This window comes from Streptomyces sp. ISL-66 (assembly GCF_018614135.1).
In the GTDB taxonomy this organism is placed as follows: Bacteria; Actinomycetota; Actinomycetes; order Streptomycetales; family Streptomycetaceae; genus Streptomyces.
In genome coordinates this window covers 66307-78882 of record NZ_JAGGOW010000095.1, presented here as the reverse complement: position 1 = coordinate 78882, position 12576 = coordinate 66307, and the positions used below count along the sequence as shown (strand labels likewise).

At 72.4% G+C, this 12576-nt stretch carries 12 protein-coding genes; 7 read left to right on the top strand and 5 right to left on the bottom strand.

The features are described 5' to 3' along the window. Positions 1 to 5: 5 nt before the first annotated feature. Complete coding sequence (locus J7E97_RS18850; protein WP_215028526.1) at positions 6 to 1073, bottom strand: FAD-dependent monooxygenase; 1068 nt, start codon at positions 1071 to 1073, stop codon at positions 6 to 8. A 122-nt stretch (positions 1074 to 1195) separates the two neighbouring features. On the opposite strand from J7E97_RS18850, the gene J7E97_RS18845 reads away from it, so the two are divergent. Then, positions 1196 to 1840 carry a TetR/AcrR family transcriptional regulator gene (locus tag J7E97_RS18845; RefSeq protein ID WP_215028523.1) on the top strand — a complete coding sequence of 215 codons (645 nt, stop codon included), beginning with the start codon at positions 1196 to 1198 and terminating at the stop codon, positions 1838 to 1840. Between the two features lie 166 nt (positions 1841 to 2006). Here J7E97_RS18845 and J7E97_RS18840 read toward each other — a convergent pair whose 3' ends face one another. After that, the gene (locus J7E97_RS18840; protein ID WP_215028521.1) at positions 2007 to 2885 is read right to left on the bottom strand and encodes a LysR family transcriptional regulator; all 879 of its coding nucleotides are present in this window, start codon (positions 2883 to 2885) and stop codon (positions 2007 to 2009) included. 93 nt (positions 2886 to 2978) lie between these two features. Here J7E97_RS18840 and J7E97_RS18835 point away from each other — a divergent pair, with 93 nt between their 5' ends. From J7E97_RS18835 to J7E97_RS18815, 5 genes are all read left to right on the top strand, one after another. Next, entirely contained in the window at positions 2979 to 3683 is a 705-nt protein-coding gene (locus J7E97_RS18835; protein WP_215028519.1) for a succinate dehydrogenase cytochrome b subunit, read from the top strand. A gap of 2 nt (positions 3684 to 3685) precedes the next feature. Further along, complete coding sequence (locus J7E97_RS18830; RefSeq protein ID WP_251054778.1) at positions 3686 to 5692, top strand: fumarate reductase/succinate dehydrogenase flavoprotein subunit; 2007 nt, start codon at positions 3686 to 3688, stop codon at positions 5690 to 5692. After that, the gene (locus J7E97_RS18825) at positions 5689 to 6435 is read left to right on the top strand and encodes a succinate dehydrogenase/fumarate reductase iron-sulfur subunit (protein ID WP_215028517.1); all 747 of its coding nucleotides are present in this window, start codon (positions 5689 to 5691) and stop codon (positions 6433 to 6435) included. Before J7E97_RS18830 ends, J7E97_RS18825 begins: the two co-directional genes overlap by 4 nt. 459 nt (positions 6436 to 6894) lie before the next feature. After that, positions 6895 to 7542 carry a hypothetical protein gene (locus J7E97_RS18820; RefSeq protein ID WP_251054777.1) on the top strand — a complete coding sequence of 216 codons (648 nt, stop codon included), beginning with the start codon at positions 6895 to 6897 and terminating at the stop codon, positions 7540 to 7542. 99 nt (positions 7543 to 7641) lie between these two features. Continuing rightward, on the top strand, positions 7642 to 8013 hold the full coding sequence (locus J7E97_RS18815; protein WP_215028515.1) for a cupin domain-containing protein: 372 nt from the start codon (positions 7642 to 7644) through the stop codon (positions 8011 to 8013). On the opposite strand, the gene J7E97_RS18810 is transcribed toward J7E97_RS18815, so the two are convergent. Both J7E97_RS18810 and J7E97_RS18805 read right to left on the bottom strand, forming a co-directional pair. Further along, positions 7980 to 10448 (bottom strand): excinuclease ABC subunit UvrA, encoded by a 2469-nt coding sequence (locus J7E97_RS18810; RefSeq protein WP_215028513.1) that lies wholly within the window; start codon positions 10446 to 10448, stop codon positions 7980 to 7982. The two genes, J7E97_RS18815 and J7E97_RS18810, sit on opposite strands and share 34 nt — an antisense overlap. Before the next feature lie 100 nt (positions 10449 to 10548). Then, positions 10549 to 11556, bottom strand: coding sequence for an LLM class flavin-dependent oxidoreductase (locus J7E97_RS18805; protein ID WP_215028511.1), 1008 nt, complete (start codon positions 11554 to 11556; stop codon positions 10549 to 10551). Positions 11557 to 11697: 141 nt separating this feature from the next. On the opposite strand from J7E97_RS18805, the gene J7E97_RS18800 reads away from it, so the two are divergent. Continuing rightward, a complete protein-coding gene (locus J7E97_RS18800) occupies positions 11698 to 12192 on the top strand; it encodes a hypothetical protein (RefSeq protein WP_215028510.1) in 495 nt (164 codons plus the stop codon). 99 nt (positions 12193 to 12291) lie between these two features. Here J7E97_RS18800 and J7E97_RS18795 read toward each other — a convergent pair whose 3' ends face one another. Beyond that, positions 12292 to 12507: a dodecin gene (locus J7E97_RS18795; protein ID WP_215028508.1), complete on the bottom strand. Its 216-nt coding sequence runs from the start codon at positions 12505 to 12507 to the stop codon at positions 12292 to 12294. Positions 12508 to 12576 lie beyond the last annotated feature (69 nt).

The following is a 12576-nucleotide window of genomic DNA, read 5'->3' as shown; positions in this document are numbered from 1 at the left end:
GCCGGTCACCTGCGGCCCGCCTCGGTCCCGCGGCCGGGCGTGCGCACGGCGGCCATGACGCGCTCGTGCCGCTGCGCCGTGTCCGCCAGCACGGCGGCCGCTGCCGGCAGCCGCTCGGCCTCGTAGCCGTCGAGGGCCTCGTCCCCGGCCGGTCCGTCGAGGGCCGGGGCCAGGGTCCGCGCGAGGGCGGCCGCGTCCTCGGCGCCGGTGTTCATCCCGAGCCCGCCGGCTATCGGATGGACGTGCGCGGCGTCCCCGGCGAGGAAGACCCGGCCCTCGCGCATCCGGTCGGCCATACGGACGTTGACCCGCCAGACCGAGAGCCAGCCGGCGTCCGCCAGCCGGATGCCGGGCATCCGCGCGTGCCGGTCGAAGAGCCGCTGGAAGCTCTCCACCGACGGCGGCAGGGGCTGGCCCCGCCCGTCCGGCTCGGGTGAGGCCTGGAGCTGGAAGGCGTCCGTCCCCGGCATCGGACACAGCAGGATCCCGCCGCCGTCCGAGGTGAACCACTGGTGCCAGAAGTCGCGGCTCAGTCCCGGCGCCCGCACGTCCCCGAGCACCATCGACTGCTCCGGCTCGGTGTACCCCTCGAAGGGGATCCCGAGCAGCCGGCGGGTCGTGCTGCGGCCGCCGTCGCACCCCGCCAGGTAGCGGGCCCGGATCACGGAGCCGTCCGACAGCTCCGCGCCGACCCCGCCGCCGTCCTGTGCGAGGGCTTTGAGCCCGGCTCCGTACTCGACCCGTACGCCCAGCTCGGCGAGCCGCTCGCGCAACGCCTCCTCGACCTGCCACTGCCCGATGAGCAGTCCGTCGGCCATGGCGGTGTCGCTGATGTGCGCGCCGTCGAAGTACTTGCGCAGGACGATCTCCCGCCGCCCGACGGCCGTCATGCGCTCGGCCGCCCCGAGGGCCCCGAAGACCTCCAGGCTGTGCGGAGTGAGCCCCTTGCCACGGGATTCGCGGTGTGGTGCCGGGCGCTCCTCCACGACCCGCACGCCCACGCCGCGGCGGGCCAGGTCGCAGGCGAGCGTCAGTCCGGTGGGGCCGGATCCGGCGATCAGTACGTCGGTCATCGGAAGTCCTCTCGTCGTGTGGGTCGGTTCGTCGTCGCTGTCTCAAGGAAAGCGCCTTGGAAGAGAAAATACAACCCGGTCACGAAATTAACTTGGTCAGAAATTCCTGCTACGCTGTGCGCATGGACAACACGACGGGTCTGCGCGAGAGCAAGAAGTTGCGTACGCGCCGCCAGCTGGCGGCGACGGCGCTGGAGCTGTTCCTGGAGCGGGGCTTCGATGCCGTGTCCGTGGCGGACGTGGCCGCCGCGGCGGAGGTCTCGAAGCCCACGCTCTTCCGGTACTTCCCGAGCAAGGAGGACCTCGTCCTCGACCGCTTCGCCGACCACCAGGACGAGGCGGCGCGCATCGTGCGCGAGCGGCCTGCCGGACAGGGGCCGGTGGGGGCGGTCCACGCGCACTTCCTGGCGGCTCTCGACGAACGGGATCCGATCACCGGGCTGTGCGACCACCCCGACGTGCTCGCGTTCCAGCGGCTGCTCCACGCCACCGCCGGCCTCGAATCGCGGATGAGGCACTACACGGCCCGCGAGGTGGAGCTGCTCGCGGCCGTACTGGAGTCGGAGGGCATCCAGGCCCTGCCCGCGCGGCTGGCCGCCACGCACCTGGTGGCCGTCCGGCACGAGCTGGGCCGGGAGAACTTCCGGCGGATCGACACGGGCCGGACCGCGGACGAGGCCCACGCGGCCGCGGTCGCCGACTGTGAGCAAGCCTTCGGGATGCTGGCTGACGGGCTCGACAAGGCCCTGTCCATACGCCCGTCCTGACGCACCGGCGCGGAACCGGGCCGGGCACTCCCGACGGCCGCGCACTGCCGAGGGCCGGTCATCCCGAGGCCCGCGCGCTCCGACGCCGGGCACCCCCAACGGCCGCGCGCTCCGATCCGCGCGCTCCGATCCGCTGGGACCACTCCCGGCGTGGACCCCGACGCGCTCAGCCCAGCAGGATGCGCTTCAGCTCCCGCGCCGCGCGCGGGGGCGCTACGTCCGTGCGGTGGGCCAGGGCGATCGTGCGGCGCAGCGGAGAGCCCGCCAGGGGTGTGGCGCGCAGTCCGGGGCCCGCGCGGTCGACCACCATCGCCGGCACCACCGCGATGCCCAGTCCCGCGCGGACGAAGCCCAAGATCGCGTCCATCTCCCCGCCCTCCACCGTGAACACCGGTTCGAAGCCCTCCGCCCGGCAGGCCGCCACGGTCAGGTCCCGCAGGTCGTAGCCGTGCCGGAACATCACCATTGGCTCGTCGCGCAGCGCGGACACCGAGAGCGGGCCGCCGCCCGCCGGCGGTGGCAGGGCCGCCGAGGAGACCACCACCAAATCCTCCGTCAGCAGCTCCACCGTCGTCAGTGCCGGAGCCGAGGGCGGCAGCGGCAGGGCGATCAGCGCGAGGTCCAGGGCTCCCCGCGCGAGTTCCCGTACGAGGTCCAGCGAACCGCTCTCCTCGATCAGCAGCTCGACCCCCGGATGTGCCGCGTGGAAGGCCCGCAGGACGTCCGGCAGCAGGCCCGTGCACACGCTCGGCGTGGCCCCCAGCCGGATCCGGCCCCGCCGCAGCTGCGCCAGTTCCTGCACCTCCAGCCGGGCGGTGTCCGCGTCCGCGAGGATCCGCCGGGCCAGCGGCAGCAGCGTCTCGCCGGCATCGGTGAGGGTGATGTTCCCGCGCGCACGGCTGAACAGCTCGGCGCCCAGTTCCCGTTCGAGGGCCTTGATCTGCTGGGAGAGGGATGGCTGGGCCACGTGCTCGCGCTCCGCCGCCCGCGTGAAGTGCCGGGTCTCGGCGACGGCGACGAAGTAGACGAGCTGCTGGAACTGCATCGTCCCAGCGTACGCCGAGATAGGCATTGCCTATCGACTTCAGCTCCATCATGTCTTGGACCTTTCGGGACCTTCGTCCCTACGGTCAATGTCATGGCTCTGGCAACGCGGACGGGTCGACGGCCGTCCACCACACGAACGCTCTGGGACTCCTCCGTCGGCAAGAAGTCCGTGATGGCCGTCTCCGGCCTGATCATGCTCGGCTACCTCGTCGTGCATATGCTCGGCAACCTCAAGATCTTCTTCGGGGCGGACGAGTTCAACGGCTACGCCCACTGGCTGCGCACCCTCGGCTCGCCCTTCCTCCACCACGAGTGGGCCCTGTGGATCTTCCGCGTGACCCTCGTCGCCGCCGTCGTCGCCCACGGGGTCTGCGCTTACCAGCTGAGCCGCCGCGACATCAAGGCGCGCCCGGTGAAGTACGCCCACAAGCGCCGCCGCGCGAGCTACGCCACCCGCACGATGCGCTGGGGCGGCATCATCCTCGCCCTCTTCATCGTCTGGCACCTGCTCGACCTCACCACGCTCACCGTCAACGAGCGTGCCTGGGCCGGGCATCCGTACGAGAACGTCCTCGCCACCTTCTCCACCTGGTACGGGAACACCATCTACCTCGTGGCGATGGCCGCCCTCGGCCTGCACGTCCGCCACGGCTTCTGGAGCGCCGCCCAAACCCTGGGCGCGGGCAACGCCCGGCGGGAGGGCGCGCTGACGTTCCTGGCGAACGCCCTCGCCCTCGTCCTCTTCGCGGGCTTCGTGTCCGTACCCGTCGCCGTGATGACCGGAGTGGTGAGCTGACCATGAGCGAGAGCATCAACGCCAACGCCAACGCCAACGCCAACGCGGGCACCAGCACCAGCACGTCCTACGCCGACTACACCACCGGCGACCCGATCACCGACACCAAGGCACCCGAAGGCCCCATCGCCGAGCGCTGGGACCGCCGCCGCTTCGAGGCCAAGCTCGTCAACCCGGCCAATCGGCGCAGGCACAACGTCATCGTCGTCGGAACCGGCCTGGCAGGCGGCGCGGCCGGTGCCACCCTCGCCGAACAGGGTTACCACGTCGTCCAGTTCTGCTTCTCCGACTCCCCGCGCCGCGCCCACTCCATCGCCGCCCAGGGCGGCATCAACGCGGCCAAGAACTACCGCAACGACGGCGACTCCGTACACCGGCTCTTCTACGACACCGTCAAGGGCGGAGACTTCCGCGCCCGCGAATCCAACGTCCACCGCCTCGCTCAGATCTCCGTCGAGATCATCGACCAGTGCGTGGCCCAGGGCGTCCCCTTCGCCCGCGAGTACGGCGGACTCCTCGACACCCGCTCCTTCGGCGGCGTCCAGGTCTCCCGCACCTTCTACGCCCGCGGCCAGACCGGACAGCAACTGCTGCTCGGCGCCTACCAGGCGCTCTCGCGCCAGATCGCCGCCGGCAACGTCGAGATGCACGCCCGCACCGAGATGCTCGACCTGATCACCGTCGACGGAGTGGCGCGCGGCATCGTCGCCCGTGACCTGGTCACCGGCAAGATCGACACCTACTACGCCGACGCGGTCGTCCTCGCGAGCGGCGGTTACGGCAACGTCTTCTACCTCTCCACCAACGCCATGAACTCCAACGCGACCGCCGTCTGGCGGGCGCACCGGCGCGGGGCCTACTTCGCCAACCCCTGCTTCACCCAGATCCACCCCACCTGCATCCCGCGCACCGGCGACCACCAGTCCAAACTCACCCTGATGAGTGAATCCCTGCGCAACGACGGCCGCATCTGGGTCCCCAAGGCCAAGGGCGATACCCGCTCCGCCGCCGACATCCCCGAGGCGGAGCGCGACTACTACCTGGAGCGGATCTACCCCTCCTTCGGCAACCTCGTGCCCCGCGACATCGCCTCCCGCGCGGCGAAGAACGTCTGCGACGAGGGACGCGGCGTCGGCCCCGGCGGTCAGGGCGTCTACCTCGACTTCGCCGACGCCATCCGCCGCATGGGCAGGGACGGCGTCGCCGAGAAGTACGGCAACCTCTTCGAGATGTACGAGCGGATCACCGCCGAGAACCCGTACGAGGTCCCCATGCGGATCTATCCGGCGGTGCACTACACGATGGGCGGACTGTGGGTCGACTACGACCTCCAAACCACCGTCCCCGGCCTGTTCGCGATCGGCGAGGCCAACTTCTCCGACCACGGCGCCAACCGCCTCGGCGCCTCCGCGCTCATGCAGGGCCTCGGCGACGGCTACTTCGTCCTCCCGTCCACCATCAGCGACTACCTGGCCCGTCACCCCCACCAGGACACCGTGGACGACACCCACCCCGAGGCGGTGGCCGCCGTCCGCGAGACCCGCGACTGCCTCGCGAAGCTGCTCGCCGTCGACGGGGACCGCACCCCCGACTCCTTCCACCGGGAGATCGGAGAGCTGATGTGGGAGTACTGCGGGATGGCCCGGACCGAGGAAGGGCTGCGCAAGGCGCTCTCCCGGATCCCGGAGATCCGGGAGGAGTTCTGGCGGCGCATCAAGGTCCCGGGCAGCGGCGGCGAGTTCAACCAGTCGCTGGAGAAGGCCAACCGCGTCATCGACTACCTCGAGCTCGCCGAGCTGATGTGCCTCGACGCGCTCCACCGCGCCGAGTCCTGCGGAGGCCACTTCCGCGAGGAGTCCCAGACGCCGGACGGCGAAGCCGCCCGCCGCGACGAGGAGTTCGGGTACGCGGCCGCCTGGCAGTACACCGGGACCGGCGACGCCCCCGTCCTGCACAAGGAAGACCTCGTCTTCGAGTACGTCCACCCCACCCAGCGGAGCTACGCATGAAGCTCACCCTGCGCGTCTGGCGCCAGCAGAACGCCGACGCCACCGGCACGATGGCCTCGTACGAGGTCGACGGCATCTCGAAGGACATGTCCTTCCTGGAAATGCTCGACACCCTCAACGAGGAGCTCATCCTGCGCGGCGAGGACCCCGTCGCCTTCGACCACGACTGTCGCGAGGGCATCTGCGGCGCGTGCAGCCTCGTCATCAACGGCGACGCCCACGGGCCCGAGCGCACCACCACGTGTCAGCTCCACATGCGTTCCTTCGCCGACGGCGACACCATCGACGTCGAACCCTGGCGGGCCTCCGCCTTCCCCGTGATCAAGGACCTCGTCGTCGACCGGGGCGCCTTCGACCGGATCATCCAAGCCGGTGGCTACATCACCGCCCCGACGGGCGCCGCCCCCGAGGCGCACGCCACCGCCGTCCCCAAGCCCGACGCCGACTACGCCTTCGAGCACGCCGAGTGCATCGGCTGCGGGGCGTGCGTGGCGGCCTGCCCCAACGGCTCCGCGATGCTGTTCACCTCCGCGAAGGTCAACCACCTGAACGTGCTCCCGCAGGGCTCGCCCGAGCGCGAGACCCGCGTACTGGACATGGTGGCGACCATGGACGCCGAGGGGTTCGGCGGCTGCACGCTGACCGGGGAATGCGCGACGGCCTGCCCCAAGGGCATTCCCTTGCCGTCGATCTCCGCCATGAACAAGGAGTGGCTGCGGGCCGTCCGTCAGGCCCCGCGCTGAGACAGTGCGCCGCACCTGAGCCGCCTACCCGCAGGACGGTGCCATGTTCCAGCCCCGAAGCGCCACACGGGCCCTGCACGCGGGGCCGCGTACGGGGCAGGGGCCGGGGCAGGGCCCGGGGCCAGGCCCGCGTCCACGCCCGAGTCTCCGCCCGCGTCCGCCGCGCGACCACGTCCGCGACCACGCCCGCGTCCGCGTCCGCCGCGCGACCACGTCCGCGACCACGCCCGCGTCCGCGTCCGCCGCGCGACCACGTCCGCGACCACGCCCGCGTCCGCGTCCGGGTACGAGTCGGCGTACGGGTCCCCGTACGGGTCCCCGTACGCGGTCCCCGGCCAGGCCGACGGGGGCGCCACCTCGGAGCTCTCGGCCGCCGGACGTCCGCCGATCGGATGATCGCAGCGGAGCCCGTCGTGCCGTGACCGGCCCGCCCCGCGGGCGTGGGCGACAGTGGGCCCCATGCCCCAAGCCCCCGCCGGTCCCGGTCCGCGCCGCCGCACCGTGCTGGCCGCCGCGCTCACCCCCCTGGTGGCGGCCGGCTGCGCCGAGGAGGAGCGCCCCCGCAGTCCGCGCCCCGGACCGGAGGCGGCCAAGGACGCCCTGGTCATGATCATCCGGCATGCGGAGAAGCCCTCCGCGGGGGACACCGGCGAGGACGACGAGGGCAACGAGGACCCCGGGTTCCTCGCCATCCGGGGCTGGCGCCGCGCCCAGGAACTACCCGCCCTCTTCGCGCCGTCCCGCGGCGCGGACCTGCCCCGCCCCGAGGCCGTCTTCGCTGCCGGCGGCACGGCGGGGGCGCCCGCGCGCTGCCGCCAGACGGTGGAGACCCTGGCCACCGCGCTCCACACCCCCGTCCGCACCGAATTCGCCGTCGGAGCCGAGCCGGCCCTGGCCCGGGCGGTGCTGGCGGCCCGGATGCCCGTGCTCGTCTGCTGGGAGCACACCGGGGTGCCACGCCTGATCCGGGCCCTCGGGGCGCACGAAATCCTCGGACTGCCGGCCGCCTGGCCCGACCGCTACGACCTGGTGTGGACGTTCACGCGCCGGCGGGGTGCGTGGACCTTCCGCGAACTTCCGCAGCACCTGCTCTCCGGGGACGCGTAGCCGTACGGTCCTGCTCCCGCTCCCGTGGGGACACACGGGCCTACGGGCGTACGCTGAGAAGTGGACTCGGGGCAGTCGTGTGCCGGGAGGTAGACACTCATGTCAGGAATCGTGCGCAGAGGTTTCGATTCCGCGGACGAGACACGCCAGTTCGAGGGCGGCAAGGGCAGGCTCGATCTGCTCAACACCGATCACGGACCGGTGGGACGGGCCGTGTTCGAGCCTGGATGGAAGTGGTCGGAGCACATCAAGCCCATTGCGGGTACCGACAGTTGCGAGGCCGCCCATGTGGGCTACATCATCAGCGGCCGGATGAAGGTCGTCATGAACGACGGAGACAGCATCGAGGCGCAGCCAGGTGACTTCGTCCAGATCGAGTCCGGTCACGACGCCTGGGTGCTCGGTGAGGAGCCGTGCGTCGTGCTCGACTGGCAGGGCTACGGAGACTTCGCCAAGCCGTCCGGCACCTGAATCGCCGCTCGCGAGGCGAGGGCCCGCGCCAGGTGGGCGGCCGTGCGGCTGCCCGCGGCGCGGGCCACTTCGGCCGGGGTGCCCGCGGCCACCACGCGGCCGCCGTCGGCGCCGCCGCCCGGCCCCAGGTCGATGACCCAGTCCGCGCCCGCCACCACCGCCATGTCGTGCTCCACGACCACCACGGAATGCCCGGCGTCCACCAGCCCGTGCAACTGCCGCAGCAGCACTTCGACATCGGCCGGATGGAGTCCGGTCGTCGGCTCGTCCAGCAGGTACAGGGTGTGTTCGCGGCGCGGCCTCTGCAATTCGGTCGCCAGCTTGATCCGTTGTGCCTCGCCGCCCGACAGCTCGGTGGCCGGTTGTCCCAGCCGTAGATAGCCCAGACCGATGTCCGACAGCGCCCGAAGGCTGCGCGCCGCCGCCGGGACGTCGGCGAAGAAGGAGGCCGCCGACTCCACGGTCAGGGCGAGCACCTCGGCGATGTTCAGTCCCGCGTAACGGACCTCCAGGGTCTCGCGGTTGTACCGGGCCCCGGCGCATTCGGGGCACGGGGCGTACGTGCTGGGCAGGAACAGCAGCTCCACCGAGACGAAGCCCTCGCCCTGGCAGGACTCGCAGCGGCCGCCCGGCACGTTGAAGGAGAACCGGCCCGCCTTCCAACCGCGCGCCCTCGACTCCGGCGCCGCGGTGAAGAGCCGGCGGACCACGTCGAACAGCCCCGTGTACGTGGCCAGGTTGGAGCGCGGCGTCCGCCCGATGGGCTTCTGGTCGACCTCGACCAGCCGCCGTACCGGGAAGCGCGGCTCCGCCAGCCGCTCGCCGACCTCCCGCGCGAGCGCCTGGCCGACCAGCGTGGACTTGCCCGAGCCCGACACACCCGTCACGGCCGTGAACACCCCGAGCGGGAACTCGGCCGCCACGTCACGGAGGTTGTGCCGGTCGACGCCGGTGAGGCGGACGGCCCCGGTCGCCTTGCGGACCGACCGCTCGGCCGGCCCGTCGCCGTGCACCGTCCCCTCGCCGTCTGCCGCCCCCACCGTCGGGAACAGGTACCGCGCCGTCATCGACTCCGCGACCGCGGCCAGCCCCTCCGGGGGGCCGCTGTGCAGCACCCGCCCGCCGTGCTCCCCGGCCATCGGCCCGACGTCCACCAGCCAGTCGGCGTGCCGCACCACGTCCAACTGGTGCTCCACCACGAACACCGTGTTCCCGGCCTCCTTGAGCCGGTCCAGTACGCCGAGCAGCGCCTCGGTGTCCGCCGGATGCAGCCCCGCCGAAGGCTCGTCCAGCACGTACACGACCCCGAAGAGCCCCGACCGCAGCTGTGTCGCCAGCCGCAGCCGCTGCAGTTCGCCCGCCGACAGGGTCGGAGCACCCCGGTCCAGGCTCAGGTATCCCAGCCCGAGCTCGGTGACCGGCCCGATCCGCGAGCGCAGGTCCTCGGTCAGCACCCGGGCCGCTTCGCCTTCGCCGCCCCCGCGCACGGTGGCCAGTACGCCGTCCAGTTCGGTCAGCGGCAGCGCCGCCAGCTCCGCGATCGTGCGCCCCGCGAAGGTCACGGCCAGTGCCTCCGGGCGCAGTCGGCGCCCCTCGCACACCGGGCACGGCGAGTCGGCCAGGAACTTCTCGGCGCGGGCCCGCAGGGTGGCGCTCTTGCTGTCGGAGAAGGTGCGCATCACGTACCGGTGGGCGCTCATGTACGTGCCCTGGTACGGCCGTTGGATCCGGTCGGCCTCCCGCACCGGATGCACGGTCACCACCGGCTGCTCCTGCGTGAACAGGATCCACTCGCGGTCCTCGGCCGCCAGCTCCCGCCACGGCGCGTCCACGTCGTGGCCGAGAGCTTCCAGGACGTCCCGCAGGTTCTTGCCCTGCCAGGCGCCCGGCCAGGCGGCGATGGCACCTTGACGGATCGACAGTTCCGGGTCGGGGACGAGGAGTTCCTCGCTGGTCCGGTACACGCGACCGAGACCGTGGCAGGAAGGGCAGGCCCCGGCGGCCGTGTTGGGGGAGAAGGAGTCGGAGTCGAGCCGATCGGCGCCCGGAGGGTAGGTGCCGGCCCGCGAGTACAGCATCCGCAGGGAGTTGGAGAGCGTGGTCACCGTCCCGACCGAGGAGCGCGAGCCGGGGGAGGAGCGGCGCTGTTCCAGCGAGACCGCCGGCGGAAGCCCGGTGACGGAATCGACCTTCGGCGCGCCGATCTGGTGGATCAGCCGGCGTGCGTACGGGGCCACGGACTCGAAGTACCGGCGCTGGGCCTCGGCGAAGAGCGTGCCGAAGGCGAGCGAGCTCTTGCCGGAGCCGGATACCCCGGTGAAAACGGTCAGCGCGTCGCGCGGGACGTCCACGTCGACCCCGCGCAGATTGTGCTCCCGGGCGCCGCGGACGCGGACGTAGGGGTCGTGGGTGTGCGGGGCGGCGGGCTGGTGCATTCGTCCTAGTTTAGTGGCCGGGCTCCTTGGGCTGCCCTGCGGGGCCCTCAGCGGGACGTTCGGCGGGGCCCTTCGTGAGTGCGGTGGGGTCTCTGGAGCCTTAGGGGCCGGCAGGGCTGGTGAGGCCCGCGAGGCGGGCGAGCCTGCCGAAGGAGTCCAGCAGCGCCGTCCGGTCGTACGTCGACGTGGTGACCAGCAGCTCGTCCGCCCCGGTCAGCTCCGCGACCTCGGCGAGCCCGGCCGCCACCTGCTCCTCCGTGCCGTGGACGTGCCCTTCGAGGGCGCCCTCGAACAGCTCCCGTTCCTTCGGGGTCATGACGAGCGCCTCGACCTCCTCGGCCGGGCGCAGGGGCGGGAAGCTGCCCCGGGTACGGGAATGTGCCAGCGCCCAGGCCTCGGGCACCAGGATCCGGCGGGCGGCCTCGGGAGTCGCCGCCACCGCGACCGTCCCGGAGGCCACCACGTACGGCTCCGCGCCCCACGAGGAGGGCCGGAACTCCTTGCGGTACCCCTCGATGATCTCCACGATCCGCGAGCGGGCCCGCAGGTCGCCCACCACCAGCGGCAGCCCGGCGCGGGCCGCGATGCCGGCCCCCTCCCCGGTGGCCAGCACATAGGGCGGGATCCGCAGTCCTTCCGCCGGGCGGGCGTGGACCTGTGGATGGGCCCGCTGGGAGCCGTCGAGCCAGCCCAGCAGCTCCGCGAGCTGCTCCTCGAACCGGTCGGCGTCCCCGGTGTCACGGCCCAGCGCGCGCCGGATCCCGCCCGTGAAGCCGACCGAGCGGCCCAGGCCCATGTCGATCCGGCCGGGGAAGAGCGCTTCGAGGACCCCGAACTGCTCCGCGACGACCAGAGGCTGGTGGTTGGGCAGCATCACGCCGCCCGTGCCGACGCGGATCCGCCCGGTCGTGCCGGCGACGGCGGCGGCGAGCACGGTCGGCGCGGAGCCGGCGACCCCGGGCACGCTGTGGTGCTCGGAGACCCAGAACCGGTGGTAGCCGAGCCGCTCGGCGGCGCGGGCCAGCTCCACGGTGTCCCGCAGGGCTTGCGGGGCGGGGTGCCCGGCCCGGGTGCGGGACCGGTCGAGTATCGAGAGTTTCCGGATCACACCCTGGTCAACGTCCAGGCCGCCCCAGGATTCCCGGGATTCCCCGGCACGATCCGAAAGAAGCGGCCCGGGCGGAGCCCGGCGGTGCCGGCCTCTTGGGGCCGCTTCGGGCCGCTTCGGGCGGCTGCTTACGCTGGCGGAGTGACCGAGACTCAGAACCGCAGGCCCCTGGCCGTCTTCGACATCGACAACACCCTGGCCGACACCGGCCACCGGCAGCGTTTCCTGGAGCGCCGCCCCCGCGACTGGAACGGTTTCTTCGGCGCGGCCCCGGCCGACCCGCCGCTCGCCCGGGGGGTCGCGCTCGCGGTGGAGAGCGCGGCCGACTGCGAGGTCGTGTACCTGACCGGTCGCCCCGAGCGGTGCCGTGCGGACACCCTCGACTGGCTGGCCCGGCACGGGCTGCCCGAGGGGCGGCTGTGGATGCGCGGGGACCAGGACAGGCGCCCGGCCCGGACGACCAAGCTGGAGGTGCTCAAGCGGATCGCGCGGGGCCGCGAGGTGCGGATGCTCGTCGACGACGACGAGCTGGTGTGCCAGGCGGTGCGCGCGGCGGGATTCCGCGTGGTCCTGGCGGACTGGGCGGCCGAGGCGCCGGAGCTCAAGGAGGCGCAGGAGGGCGAGGGCCGCACCTGAGGCGCATCCCGGGCCGGGGCCGGGGCCGGGGCAGAGTCGGGACGGGATCCGGGTCGATTGCCGGGCCGGGCCGGGTCGAGGCGGGGCGGGGCGGGGCGCTCAGTCTTCGCCGTCGAGCCGGAATCCGACCTTCAGTCCGACCTGGTAGTGCGCGACCTCGCCGTTCTCGATGTGGCCCCTGATCTGCGTCACCTCGAGCCAGTCGAGGTTGTGCAGGGTCTCGCCGGCTCGGGCGATGCCGTTGCGGATGGCCTGGTCGATGCCCTCGTGGGACGTGCCCACGATCTCGGTCACCCGGTACGTGTGATTCGACATGGAGGTCTCCCGACACTGGGGGGCAGTTGCCTTGTTCTACGGTGCCCCAGTAAGTCAGGGTCCGCGAAC

Excerpts from the sequence above, each read along its gene's own strand:
- J7E97_RS18850 (WP_215028526.1), bottom strand. The coding sequence starts at position 1,073 with ATGACCGACGTACTGATCGCCGGATCCGGCCCCACCGGACTGACGCTC.
- J7E97_RS18845 (WP_215028523.1), top strand. The coding sequence starts at position 1,196 with ATGGACAACACGACGGGTCTGCGCGAGAGCAAGAAGTTGCGTACGCGC.
- J7E97_RS18840 (WP_215028521.1), bottom strand. The coding sequence starts at position 2,885 with ATGCAGTTCCAGCAGCTCGTCTACTTCGTCGCCGTCGCCGAGACCCGG.
- J7E97_RS18835 (WP_215028519.1), top strand. The coding sequence starts at position 2,979 with ATGGCTCTGGCAACGCGGACGGGTCGACGGCCGTCCACCACACGAACG.
- J7E97_RS18830 (WP_251054778.1), top strand. The coding sequence starts at position 3,686 with ATGAGCGAGAGCATCAACGCCAACGCCAACGCCAACGCCAACGCGGGC.
- J7E97_RS18825 (WP_215028517.1), top strand. The coding sequence starts at position 5,689 with ATGAAGCTCACCCTGCGCGTCTGGCGCCAGCAGAACGCCGACGCCACC.
- J7E97_RS18820 (WP_251054777.1), top strand. The coding sequence starts at position 6,895 with ATGCCCCAAGCCCCCGCCGGTCCCGGTCCGCGCCGCCGCACCGTGCTG.
- J7E97_RS18815 (WP_215028515.1), top strand. The coding sequence starts at position 7,642 with ATGTCAGGAATCGTGCGCAGAGGTTTCGATTCCGCGGACGAGACACGC.
- J7E97_RS18810 (WP_215028513.1), bottom strand. The coding sequence starts at position 10,448 with ATGCACCAGCCCGCCGCCCCGCACACCCACGACCCCTACGTCCGCGTC.
- J7E97_RS18795 (WP_215028508.1), bottom strand. The coding sequence starts at position 12,507 with ATGTCGAATCACACGTACCGGGTGACCGAGATCGTGGGCACGTCCCAC.